Source organism: Mesorhizobium sp. P2_C4, from assembly GCF_056404575.1.
Genome location: NZ_JBFUDT010000004.1, coordinates 611,340 through 623,818, shown reverse-complemented (window position 1 = coordinate 623,818; position 12,479 = coordinate 611,340). Strand labels below are relative to the sequence as shown.

Annotated in this window: 9 protein-coding genes and 1 tRNA gene; 3 read left to right on the top strand and 7 right to left on the bottom strand. The window is 62.7% G+C overall.

All coding sequences use genetic code 11. The features are described from left to right. Window positions 1–85: 85 nt before the first annotated feature. Together AC1DX6_RS19340 and AC1DX6_RS19335 are read right to left on the bottom strand one after the other, a co-directional pair. Window positions 86–2,323, bottom strand: a complete 2,238-nt coding sequence (locus tag AC1DX6_RS19340) for a mannose-1-phosphate guanylyltransferase/mannose-6-phosphate isomerase (protein ID WP_477316162.1) — start codon at window positions 2,321–2,323, stop codon at window positions 86–88. Between the two features lie 53 nt (window positions 2,324–2,376). Next, complete coding sequence (locus tag AC1DX6_RS19335) at window positions 2,377–3,276, bottom strand: LysR family transcriptional regulator (RefSeq protein WP_477316160.1); 900 nt, start codon at window positions 3,274–3,276, stop codon at window positions 2,377–2,379. 99 nt (window positions 3,277–3,375) lie between these two features. Here AC1DX6_RS19335 and AC1DX6_RS19330 point away from each other — a divergent pair, with 99 nt between their 5' ends. Beyond that, window positions 3,376–4,263 (top strand): NmrA/HSCARG family protein, encoded by an 888-nt coding sequence (locus AC1DX6_RS19330; protein WP_477316158.1) that lies wholly within the window; start codon window positions 3,376–3,378, stop codon window positions 4,261–4,263. A gap of 101 nt (window positions 4,264–4,364) precedes the next feature. Here the strand turns inward: AC1DX6_RS19330 and AC1DX6_RS19325 are convergent, their stop codons facing one another. Continuing rightward, on the bottom strand, window positions 4,365–5,885 hold the full coding sequence (locus AC1DX6_RS19325; protein ID WP_477316156.1) for a phosphomannomutase/phosphoglucomutase: 1,521 nt from the start codon (window positions 5,883–5,885) through the stop codon (window positions 4,365–4,367). 199 nt (window positions 5,886–6,084) lie between these two features. Between AC1DX6_RS19325 and AC1DX6_RS19320 the strand changes: the two genes are divergently transcribed. Beyond that, window positions 6,085–6,161 (top strand) — tRNA-Pro (locus AC1DX6_RS19320). 219 nt (window positions 6,162–6,380) lie between these two features. Beyond that, window positions 6,381–6,725: a hypothetical protein gene (locus tag AC1DX6_RS19315; protein ID WP_477316154.1), complete on the top strand. Its 345-nt coding sequence runs from the start codon at window positions 6,381–6,383 to the stop codon at window positions 6,723–6,725. Window positions 6,726–6,763: 38 nt separating this feature from the next. On the opposite strand, the gene AC1DX6_RS19310 is transcribed toward AC1DX6_RS19315, so the two are convergent. The 4 genes from AC1DX6_RS19310 to AC1DX6_RS19295 form a co-directional block, all read right to left on the bottom strand. Next, a complete protein-coding gene (locus AC1DX6_RS19310) occupies window positions 6,764–8,383 on the bottom strand; it encodes an ABC transporter ATP-binding protein (RefSeq protein WP_477316152.1) in 1,620 nt (539 codons plus the stop codon). 17 nt (window positions 8,384–8,400) lie between these two features. Beyond that, window positions 8,401–9,528, bottom strand: coding sequence for an ABC transporter permease (locus tag AC1DX6_RS19305; RefSeq protein ID WP_477316150.1), 1,128 nt, complete (start codon window positions 9,526–9,528; stop codon window positions 8,401–8,403). Next, entirely contained in the window at window positions 9,521–10,444 is a 924-nt protein-coding gene (locus tag AC1DX6_RS19300) for an ABC transporter permease subunit (RefSeq protein ID WP_477316148.1), read from the bottom strand. Before AC1DX6_RS19300 ends, AC1DX6_RS19305 begins: the two co-directional genes overlap by 8 nt. A 176-nt stretch (window positions 10,445–10,620) precedes the next feature. Further along, the gene (locus tag AC1DX6_RS19295) at window positions 10,621–12,213 is read right to left on the bottom strand and encodes a peptide ABC transporter substrate-binding protein (protein ID WP_477316146.1); all 1,593 of its coding nucleotides are present in this window, start codon (window positions 12,211–12,213) and stop codon (window positions 10,621–10,623) included. Window positions 12,214–12,479 lie beyond the last annotated feature (266 nt).

Genomic DNA, 12,479 nt, shown 5'->3' with positions numbered 1-12,479 from the left:
AATCTCCCCCCTTGAGGGGGAGATGTCCGGCAGGACAGAGGGGGGCGTGAAGGAATGAGGCGGTCGGCTCCTGGGCCTGCTGCCCTCACCCCTTCTCAGCCGTCCTATCCAGATACTGCGTCAGCGCGCAGACCAGGTGATAAAAGATGCTGGCCGGCACGTCCGACGCCAGCGAGCGGCCGCGTTCGTCGATGCGGTCGATCCACAGGCCGAGCGGCGCCGGGTCGATGTGCCAGCGGAACAGCCGGCCGACACGCGCCTCGATCTCGGGCTTGAGGTCAGGTCCGCCCGAACCGTCCAGCGCAATCGCTGCCTTCACCGCTTCGGCCTGCGGCCAGCTGCGCGATAGCAGGTCGAGCGGCAGGGCTTGCCGCGACACAGCGCCATAGGCGAGGCCAGTGGCGCGGTTGAGGCCGTTAGCGATGGCCGAGGCGTAGAGCTTTCGGGCAAAGCCGGTCAGTTCGCTCTGGCCGCTGCGCGCGGCGAAATCGACCAGCAGCGAGGCCCATTCGAAATGGTGGCCGGGCTCCGTCCATGAGCCTTTCTCGCCAGCCGCCGGTTTCCATTCGGCGTCGAAATATTCGCCGAGCGTCCAGCTCTCCGGGTCGAAGAAATGGCTGCGGAACAGGTCGATGATGCGGGCGGCGCGGCGCAGATAGGTGCGCTCGCCGGTCGCCTGATGCCAGGCCAGGAAGGCCTCGAGCAGGTGCATATGCGGGTTGGAGCGCCGTTCGCCCTCGCCGTTCGATGTCTCGAGGAAACCGGTCATGCGGCTGTCCTCCAGATGGGCGTCGAGGAAGGCGAAGGTTGCCTCACCAAGCCGCAGTGCATCCGGATTGCCAGAGAGATGGGCGTGCGCCAGCGCCAGCAGCACGCAGGAATGATCGTAGGCATCTTCCGTGGCGTCGGCGACGCTGCCATCGACATTGAGCGTGCGCACCCAGCCGCCCCTGCCGGTGCGGCCCTTGCCGGCGATGAAGTCGATGCCGTGGCCGATCAGCCGGTCGGCGGGACCGTCCCAGCCGTGTGCCTTGGCAACGGCGAAGGCATAGATCTGGCGGGCCTGGGTCCGCATGCGCTTGGGCTTCATCAGCGGCGTGGCGTCGAAGCCCAGCGCCTCGTGGAACCCGCCATGGCGCTCGTCGACGCCAACCGTCGACCATAGCGGCAAGGTCTCCTGAAACAGCCAGTGACGGACGCGGCGGCGCCAGGCGCCACTCTCGATGACGCGGTCATGCGCCGGCGTGAATCGTGTCTCCAGCCGGCCGGATTTTTCCAACTGCTCGACGATTTTCTTGACGTGCTGGCTGTGGCTGACCGGGGCGACGAAGGTGGCGTCGGCGGTCGAGACGATGGCGACGTCCTTCATGCCGATGGCCGAGAGCAGCCGGCCATCGCTGCGGATGTAGGAGTTTTCGCAATCGATGGCGACGACGTCGCCGACGATGACATTGCCTGCGCTGTCCGACGGACCGACATCGAGCAGCGACTGCCAGGAGCCGAGATCGTTCCAGCGGAAGCCGGCCGGCACCATCGCAATGTCCTTGGCGTGCTCCATGATCGCATAGTCGATCGAGTTCGACGGAATGGCGCCATAGAGCTCCAGCGGCATGTAGAGACCGGACAGGTCAGATGTCGCGGCCTTGTAGGCGGCCTCTGTCGTGTTCCAGATATCCGGCCGAAAAGCGGCGAAAGCGTCGCGCATGGCGCTGGCGCGAAACAGGAAGATGCCGGTGTTCCAGTAGAAATTTCCAGCCTTGAGATAGTTCTGCGCCGTCGCAAGGTCGGGCTTTTCGACGAAACGCGACACGTCGAAGACGCCACCCTTCTCGCCAGCGACCTCGATATAGCCGTAACCGGTTTCGGGCTGGGTCGGCTTGATGCCGAACACCACCAACCGGCCCGCACGCGCCGCCGCGCTGCCGGCCTCGACGCTCTGCCAGAATTGCCGCGCCGTCGCGATCTCATGGTCCGACGGCACCACCAGCACCAGGCTGTCGCCGAAGTCGGACAGCGTGCGCAGCGTCGCCAGCGCTACCGCTGCAGCGGTGTTGCGGCCGGTCGGCTCGAACAGCGGGCCGCCGCCGGACAGGTCGATACCGGCGAGGTCGGCACGAACGCGCTCGGCATGCCTTTCCGAGGCGATCAGGAAGATCGGCGTTTCGCCGCTGGGCCTGTCCGTCAGCCGGCGCAGCGTCTTGACCAGCATCGAGCCGTCGCCCGACAGGTCATGGAATTGCTTCGGGTTGTCCTCGCGCGACAGCGGCCACAGCCGCGAGCCGACGCCGCCGCTCATGACAAAACTGACGATCCGCTCGGTCATTCAGGTCTCGCGCTCAGGAATTGGTTGTGGCCGACTGCTTATTGCACATGCCTTTAAGCTGTGTTTAGCCGATTGGAAATGCGCTCGGCCGCCAGCTCGATGAAAGCCTTGACCAAAGGCGAAAGGTGCCGGCTGCTCGGATAGAGAACGTGGAGGCCACCGGCCGGTGTCGTGTAGTCCCCAAGGACGCGGTGCAACCGCCCCTCATTGATCAACCCCTCGGCAATTGCCTGGGGCAATTGGGCGACGCCGAAGCCCGCAAGCGCGGCCGCAACGACCGCCTGCATTTCATTGGCGGCGAAGCGCCCGGCCACCATGACCGTTTCCTGGCCGCCTGGCCCGTCCAACACCCAATGAGCGGCCGAGGTCGAAGGACCTGCGATGACGCACAGATGGTGCGTGAGGTCCGCCGGGCCTTCCGGCACCCCATTGCGCGCGAGATAGTCCGGGCTAGCGCAGAGCAGCCTGTGCGTGGAGCCGAGCTTGCGGCCAATCAGCGTCGAATCCTGCAGTACCCCGGTGCGGAAAGCGAGATCGATGCCGTCCTCGACCAGATTGAGCCTGTCGTCAGTCAGGCGGAGCTCGACCTTGGTCTTTGGATAGATCTCAAGAAAGGCGACCACGGCACTGTTGAGGAAATAGGCGCCGAAACCGACGGGCGCCGAAATGCGGATCGTGCCGGATGGTTCCGCCCTCGCCTCGGCAAGGCGCAGATTTGCCTCCTCGATCGTCCGCAGCGCCTGGCTGCTCTGCTCATAGTAGAGGCGACCGGCGTCGGTCATGTTGAGGCTGCGTGTCGTGCGCTGCAGCAGGCGGACGCCGACCTCGCGCTCGAGCGCGGCTATGCGGCGGCTCACTGTCGTCTTTGGCATGGCCAGCAGACGCGCGGCAGCTGTGAAACTGCCGGCTTCCACAACACGGGCAAAGATCGCGACGTCGTTAAGGTCGAACATTATATCCATGAATGGGACAAAGTTTTCCAATTATAGGCAATTATGCATCAATTCGACAGACCCTAACTTTGCTCCACACGAACAAAAGGAGCAAACGAGATGACCAGCAAACGAAGCATTTTGGTGACTGGCGCTACCGGCCAGCAAGGCGGCGCCGTTGCGCGCGCCCTGATGGCCAAGGGGCATCGCGTCAGGGCGCTGACGCGCAAGCCGGACAGCGATAGTGCGCGGCAGCTGGCATCAGCGGGTGCCGATGTCGTGGTTGGCGATCTTGCTGACGCAGCCTCTGTCGTGAAGGCCGCAAAAGACGTCGACACAATGTTCCTGATGGGCAACAGCTACGAGGCCGGGCTGGAAGCGGAAACTCGCCAGGGGATTCTTGCGGCCGACGCAGCAAAGGCTGCCGGCGTCGGACATCTGATCTATTCGTCCGTTGCCGACGCCGACAAGAAGACCGGCATCCCGCATTTCGAAAGCAAATATCTCGTCGAGAAACATGTCGTTGGGCTGGGCATCCCCTACACGATCAGTGCGCCGGTTGCGTTCATGGAGAATGTCGTCGCGCCATGGTCGATCGGTGCGCTCAGCCAGGGCACCTATGCCTTTGCAATGCCACAAATGCGCATCCTGCAACTGGTCGCCCTCACGGACATCGGCGCCTTCGTTGCCACTTTGGCCGAACGGCGAGAGCAGGTGTTCGGCAAGCGCTTCGATTTCGCCGGCGACGAATTGTCCGGCGAAGCGCAAGCGAAGATCCTGTCCGAGGCCATCGGCCGCCCGATCGGCTACCAGGAAATCCCGATCGCCGCGGCCCGTCAGCAGAGCGAGGATGCGGCCCTCATGTTCGAATGGTTCGACCGCGTCGGCTACGACGTCGACATCGCCGCCTTGCGCAGGGATTTCCCGGAGGTCCGCTGGCACAGTTTTTCTGATTGGGCGCGAGAATTCGACTGGAGCACTCTTGGGCGGACATCTTCCGCCGCCTGAGTGCCTGTAGCCCATGAAATCCTTGGGCAAGCGGACCAGCAATGCAAGGCGCGGGATCCGCTTACCCCATTTCGTTGGCCTCTCAGGATGCGATGAGATCCTCAAAAAGTCTGGTTGTAGGCGCCGACTTCCGGGCTACGGCGCAGCACGGCATTGACGGCTTCGAACATCTGCCAGCGGCGCTCGGACGATACCGGGCTCTCCACCACCACGACAAGCGCCGGCTCGTTCGACGAGGCACGCACCAGCCCCCAGGTGCCGTCCTCGGCCACGACACGCACGCCGTTGACGGTGATGAGGTCTGCGATCTTCTGGCCGGCGAAAATGGCGCCGTCCTTCTGCATGGCCTGAAAGTCGGAGACCACCCGCTCGACAACGCCATATTTCACATCGTCCGGGCAGTGCGGCGACATGGTCGGCGTGCCAAAGGTCAGCGGCAGGGCGTGATAGAGATCGGCCATCGAGCTGCCCGGGTTGCGATCCAGCATCTGGCATATGGCGATCGCCGTGATGATGCCATCGTCATAGCCGCGCCCGACCGGCGGATTGAAGAAGAAGTGGCCGGACTTTTCGAAGCCAGCGATGGCGCCGAGTTCGGCCACACGGCGCTTTATGTAGGAGTGGCCGGTTTTCCAGTAGTCGGTGACGGCGCCATTCTCCCGCAGCACGCTGTCGGTGTTGAACAGCCCGGTCGACTTGACGTCGACGACGAAGGTCGAGCCCGGGTGGAGCCGCGAAATATCCCGCGCCAGCATGACGCCCACCTTGTCGGCGAAGATCTCGTCGCCTTCATTGTCGACGACGCCGCAGCGGTCACCGTCGCCGTCGAAGCCGAGGCCAACATCGGCTCCGGCTTCCAGTACCTTGTCGCGGATGGCGTGCAGCATCCGCATGTCTTCGGGATTGGGATTGTAGCGGGGGAAGGTGTGATCGAGCTCGACGTCGAGTGGGATGACCTCGCAGCCGATCCGCGCCAGTGCTTCCGGCGCAAAAGCGCCGGCGGTGCCATTGCCACAGGCGACGACCACCTTCAGTTGTCTCGAGATGCGCTTTCCCGCAGTCAGATCGTCGAGATAAGTCTCGCGGAAGCCGGAAACGAAATCATAGGTGCCGCCGCCAACAAGGTCGAAGTCGCCGGCCAGCACGATCTTCTTCAGCGCGCCCATCTCTTCCGGGCCGAAGGTCAGCGGACGTGCCGCGCCCATCTTGACGCCGGTCCAGCCGTTCTCGTTGTGGGAGGCCGTGACCATGGCGACCGACTGGGTCCCCAGCGCGAACTGGGCGAAATAGGCCATCGGCGACAGCGCCAGGCCGACATCCTTGACCCGCGCGCCGGCGGCCATCAGCCCGGACACCAGCGCCAGCTTGATGCCAAGCGAATAGGAGCGGAAATCATGTCCGGTGACGATGTCGGGCCCGGCACCGAGGCGCCGAATCAGCGTGCCGAGCCCCATGCCGAGCGCCTGGACGCCGATCAGATTGAGCTGCGGCGGCACTTCCGAGCCCGGATGGCCGAACCACCAGCGGGCGTCATATTCGCGAAACCCGGACGCCTTGATCAGCGCCGAGGTTTCAAACTCGAAGGTGTTGTGCCGGGCGTCGCCAACGATCTTCATGGTCAAGGCAGCAAACTCCAAGCGGCTGGATTCACGTCGTTTCGAGGCGGCTGCTTAGCACACAAGCCATTAAGCCATGTTTATCCGACCTGAAAATCCCGGCTTGCCAGCGATGTCCGACGAAAGGGGACGAAATGCGACAGAAGCGCTGCCATTGGTGCTTGCAGGAACGAAGTACGGCGGCTATAAGCCCGCGGTCTGGTCACGGAGTGTAGCGCAGCCTGGTAGCGCACCTCGTTCGGGACGAGGGGGTCGCAGGTTCAAATCCTGCCACTCCGACCAGAAAAAACAGCGACTTAGCTGTTCTCCCGAAAAAGCACGATCTCCCGGAAAATGCTGCGTTTCATAGCGGCGGGCCAAGGCCGGCCGCGCAGCATCTGCTGCTGCCGCATTCGGGCACGCACTTGACAGCGCAGGATGCTTTTGACGAAACGATAGCCTGCTCTACCTCGACACTATGATCAGTTGCCGAAGTGGCAGTGCTGGAGTGAGGCTGCGGATATGACGCTGATTTCGACGGCACGGTTGCCGCTCCCTGTTTTGCTCCTGCTGCTCGTTGTCGGTGGCTGCACGTCGATGGGCGGAGCGGTCAATCCGGCGAAATACGACACGATGACCTGCGTCGAGCTCAACAATGCCGTGGGAAGCATCGCCCGTGAGATCTCCCAAACGGCCATCAGTCGCGGCAAGGTTGCTAATACCAGCGTGCCAAGCTGGCTGTGGGGCGGCACGCGCGTCAAGACTGCCGTCGCCGATCGCGAAACGGCCAGGATCGACCGGCTGAAGCAGCAGGAAGAGGCGATTGCGGCCGTCAGAGCCCGCAAGTGCCAGGCATCGCCGGAATGAACTGACACGGCCAGAATGCCTGGCTGTCGCCGTCCGCCTTAGGCACTCAATCTGAACCGCGTGACATCGATTGCCGCCGCCATCAGCGTCTGCGTGTAGATGTCCTGCGGATTGCTGAAGATCGCCTCGGTCGGCCCCTCCTCGACGATCTTGCCCTGCTTCATGACGATGATGTAGTCGGCCATCGCCCGCACCACAGCGAGATCGTGGCTGATGAAGAGATAGGACAGTTCGTGGTCGGCCTGCAGCTTGCGCAGCAGCTCGACGATCTGCTTCTGCACCGAGCGGTCGAGCGCCGAGGTCGGCTCGTCGAGCACCACCACTTTGGGCTTGAGGATCATGGCGCGCGCAATGGCGATGCGCTGGCGCTGGCCACCAGAGAATTCGTGCGGGTAGCGGTTGCGCGAATTGGGATCGAGCCCGACCTCGAGCAGGGCCTCGACCGCGCGCAGATCGCGCTGCTTGCCCGACAGGCTCGGCTCGTGCACCAGAAGCCCTTCGGTGATGACCTGGCCGATGGTCATGCGCGGCGACAGCGAGCCGAACGGATCCTGGAAGACCAGCTGCAATTCGCGCCGCAGCGGCCGCATCGCCTGACGGTCGGCGCCGGAAATATCGCGGTCGCCGAAACGGATGACGCCGTCGCTGGGCAAAAGCCGCAGCAGAGCGCGGCCGAGCGTCGATTTTCCCGAACCGGATTCACCGACGATGCCGATGGTCTGGTTGCGTTGCAGCCGGATCGAAATGTGGTCGACCGCGCGCAGCAGCAGCGGCTCGCCGGCGAGAAAACCGCCGCCGATCTTGAAGGTCACCTCGACGTTCCTGCCTTCGAGCAGGACAGGCGCCTTGGCCGGCGGCGGCGCCTTGGTGCCGGTCGGTTCGGCGGCAATCAGCATCTTGGTATAGGCATGCTGCGGGTTGGCGAACAGCGCTTGCGCCTCGCCTTCCTCGACCACCTCGCCATAGCGCATGACATAGACGCGGTCGGCAAAGCGGCGGACGATGCCGAGATCGTGGGTGATGAAGACGATCGCCATGCCGAGCTTGCGCTGCAGTTCGGCCAGCAGCATCAGAATCTGCGCCTGGATGGTGACGTCGAGCGCCGTCGTCGGTTCGTCGGCGATCAATATGTCGGGATCGTTGGCCAGCGCCATGGCGATCATGACGCGCTGGCGCTGGCCGCCCGACATTTCGTGCGGGTAGGATTTCATCCGCCGCTCGGGATCGGGAATATGCACCAGCCGCATAAGCTTGAGCGCCTCTTCGCGCGCTTCGGCCGCGTTCAGCCCGCGATGTTTGCGGATCGGCTCGATCAGCTGGTTGCCGATCGAATAAAGCGGATCGAGCGAGGTCATCGGCTCCTGGAAGATCATGCTGATCTTGGCGCCGCGGACCTTGTTCAATTCGGATTTGCTCAGCGTCAGAAGGTTGCGGCCGCGATAGTCGACACTGCCAGTGGCCTCACCGTTCGAGGCCAGCAGGCTCATCGCCGCCATCATCGTCTGGCTCTTGCCGGAACCGGATTCGCCGACGACGGCAACGGTCTCGCCCGCCTTGACATGGATGTTGATGCCCTTGACCGCTTCGACGGCGCCATCGAGCGTGCGAAACCGGACGCGCAGGTCCTTGACGCTGAGGATCGTTTCGGGAGTTTTCATCTCGGCGGTCCCCATCCTTATCGATCTCTCGGGTCGAGCGCATCGCGCAGGCCGTCGCCGACGAAATTCAGCGCAAACAGCGTCGAGACGAGGAAGAAGGCCGGAAACAGCAGCAGCCAGTTGGCGGTGCCGATGTTCTTGGCGCCGACCGAAATCAGCACACCCCAGCTGGTCATCGGTTCCTGGACGCCGAGCCCGAGGAACGACAGGAAGCTTTCCAGAATGATCACCTGCGGCACCAGCAGCGTCATGTAGATCACCACCGGGCCAAGCAGATTGGGGATGACGTGGCGGATCAGGATGCCGCGCTGGCCAACGCCCATGGCTTCGGCCGCCTGGACATATTCCTGGCGCCGGATCGACAGCGCCTGTCCGCGCACGATGCGCGCCATATCGAGCCACAGCACGGCGCCGACCGCCAAAAACATCAGCACGAAGTTGCGGCCGAAAAACACCACCAGCATGATGACGAAGAAGATGAACGGCAAGGAATAGAGCACGTCGACGATGCGCATCATCACCTCGTCGATTTTGCCGCCGGAAAATCCGGCCGCGGCCCCGTAAAGCACGCCGATGACCACGGCGACGACACCGGCAAGCAGACCGATGGCCAGCGAGATGCGCCCTGCCATCAGCGTGCGCGACAACAGATCGCGCCCGGTGTTGTCGGTGCCGAACAGGAAATACTGCTGTTTGACCGACGCAGTCATCGTCAATTCGAGCCCGTCGGGCGATTTGCTCTCTATCTTGGTATCGTCAAAGGCATCGGAGCGGTCGAGATAGCGGATGTTGCGCTCGTCGATCGGCTTGGTCGAGGTGACGGTGACGGTGACGCGATCGCCCTCCTGCTTCCACTCCTTGATGTCGACGCGCATGCGCTTGATTGCATCCTTGAGCGCCGTCTCGATCATGTCGGGCTTCGGATAGGATGAAAAGCTTGGCGGCGTGCGCACATAGTCGGCGTAGATGGTGGTGTATTGATGCGGCACGAACCAGGGCCCGAACACGCTGATGACGCCAATGAAGGCTAGATAATAGAGGCTGAACATGGCGGCGCGGTTGGCCTTGAGCCGCGCCCAGGCATCGCCCCAGAGCGAGCGGCCGACGACGGCCGGCGGGGCGGCGGTGGCTGCGATGTCAGTCATAGCGCACCCTCGGGTCGACGACCGCGTACATGACATCGACGATCAGGTTGAAGACGATGGTGAACAGCGCGATCACCACCACGGTTCCCATCACCAGCGTGTAGTCGCGGTTGAGCGCGGCATCGACGAAATAGCGGCCGACGCCGGGAATGGAGAAGATGGTCTCGACGATGACCGAACCGGTGAGCAGCGCCGCGGCTGCCGGCCCGGTGAAGGAGACGATCGGCAGTATGGCGCCGCGCAGCGCGTGCTTGACCACCACCGACCAATCCGACAGGCCAAGCGCACGCGCCGTACGAATGTGATGCGAGCGCAAGCTCTCGATCATCGAACCGCGCATCAGGCGGGCGACGATGGCGATCTGCGGCAGAGCGAGCGTCAGTACTGGGCCGACCTTGTTGATGAAGGCGCCATCACCCCAACCACCGATCGGCAACAGTTTCCAGGTCAACCCGAACACAAGCTGGATCACCGGCGCGATGACGAAGGTGGGGATGGTGCTTCCGGCAGTCGCCAGCGCAATCACCGTATAGTCGCCAAGCTTGTTCTGGTTGAGCGCGGCAATGGTGCCGAGCACCGAACCAAGCAGCAGCGCCAGGATCAGCGCGGAGGTGCCGAGCTGGACTGAAATAGGCAAGCCCTTGGCGAAGAGTTCGGTGACGGTGAAGTCAGGCAAATTGTAGCTCGGCCCGAAATTGCCGCGCAGCAGATTGCCGAGATAGTGGGCATATTGCAGCCAGAGCGGATCGCCCAGCCCGAACTGGGCTTCCAGATTGGCCCTGATCTCGGGGCTCAGGCCCCGCTCCTGATTAAACGGGCCGCCCGGTGCGACGCGTATCAGGAAGAACGCCATGGTCACGATGACGAATAGCGTCGGTATGGCGGTCAGAAGCCGCCGGAGAATATATCGCAGCATCGGCGCCCCGCTTCGGCCAGAGCGACATTACGTCCATGCAGACGCATTGCCACGCTCCGGCGCCTCCAATCTTCGCACCGGGCTAGCCAAAAATCGACCACGACTTTCGGACCGGTGCGATGACCGACCGGCCCGCCGCACCCAGATGAGGCGCGGCGGTCCAGTCAAGGGATGATTCAGTCCTTGGAGACGAAGCGGGACGGATGGATGTCCATCACATTGTCGTCGAAGCCATGCAGCTTCGAGGAAACGATATCGTGGAAGCTGTAGTAGAGAAGCGGGATCTGGCCGACATCGTCGATGAGGATGCGCTCGGCCTCAGTGAGGTCCTTCATGCGGTCTTCTGGCTTGCCGCCGGCAGCCGCAGCCTTGTCCATGGCCGCTTCATATGCCGGGCTGACATAGTCCGAATAGTTGTTGCCGCTCGCCTTGCGGGAAATGCCGAGGAAGGTTTCCGGATCCTTGTAGTCGGCGATCCAGGCGGCGCGCGCCACGTCATAGTTGCCCTTCTGCTCGAGGAAGGAATAGTGGGTCTTGGTGTCGGTGTTGAGCAGCGTCACCTCGACGCCAAGCGGCTTCAGCTGTTCCTGGATGGCAACCGCGGTGTTCTTGTGGTTCTCCGAGGTGTTGTAGCGGATCTCCATCTTCAGCGGATGCTCGGGCGTGTAGCCGAGTTTCTCGAGGATCTTCTTGGCGGCGTCCTCACGGTCGATCTGCGGCATGTCAGCAAATTTGGCCATTGCCGGTGTGTAGCCCGCGATGCCGGGAGGGACCATCGAATAGCCAGGCAGCATCGAGTTCTGCCAGACTTTCTCGGCAAGGAAGTCGCGGTCGATCGCCATCGAGACGGCGGTGCGCAGCTCGGGATTGTCCCACGGCGCCTTGTCGGTCTTGATCGCATAGTAGTAGGTGCCGAGATACGGTCCGACGCGGACCTGATCGCCGAACTTGGTCTTGAGGTCGGCAAGCTGTTCGGTCGGCAGATCGCCGTAACTGTCGAGTTCACCGGCCTCGAAGCGCTTCATCGCCGATGAGCGGTCTTCTGTCGGGATGTAGTTGACCACGTCCATCTTGACGGTCGCGGCGTCCCAGAATTTCGAATTCTTGACCAGCTTCATATGGTCGTTGGGAATCCACTCCGCCAGCGTATAAGCGCCGTTCGAAACCAGATTGCCCGGCTTGATCCACTCGGCGCCGAGCTTGTCAATCGAAGCCTTGTTGACCGGATAGGTCGCCTGGTGGGTCAGCATCTCGAGGAAGTAGGGAGTCGGCGCCTTCAGCGTCACTTCCAGGGTGTTGGCGTCGATCGCCTTGACGCCCATATCCTCGGGCTTGCCTTTCTTGGTGTTGACTTCCTCGGCGTTCTTCACGGGATAAAGCATGGAAGCGTATTCGGCGGCGGTCGCCGGATCCTCGAGCCGACGGAAGGAATAGACGAAGTCGTCCGCCGTCACCGGGCTGCCATCCGACCACAAGCCGTCCTTGCGCAGCTTGAAGGTGTAGACGGTGCCGTCATCGGACACGGTCCAGCTTTCGGCGGCGCCCGGAATGAGGTTCGTCTTCTGATCGTGCATGACCAGTCCCTGGAACAGGTCGCGGATGATATCGGCTTCATAGACGGTCGAGGTCTTGTGCGGATCGACCGTCTCCGCTTCGGCGGCGCTGCCTCTGTTATAGACAGTCTCGGCAAGGGCCGGCGTCAGGAACGTGCCGGCGGCAAAGGTCATGGTTGTGGCGACCAGCGTCGCCTTCAGCATGTTTTTCAGCATGAAGTTTCTCCCTGTGGCGCAGCCATCAGCCACGCCTTTCGAGTGTTGACGCCCCGAGACCGATATCTGGCCCCTTTGAGCGCACCGCCGGTTCCCTTTTCCGGCAGCTGGTGGCTGGAGACTAGACAGACGGAAATCTTATTTCAACCGCCCCCTGCTTGACGTAAAGTGAGTAGCTGCGCGCTAAAACAGCAAAGATTAAAGTTCAAAGCACTCTTTCAACTGGCTGCATCTTCCGGTTGCTCCACCGGTTTTCTGGTTTTGCA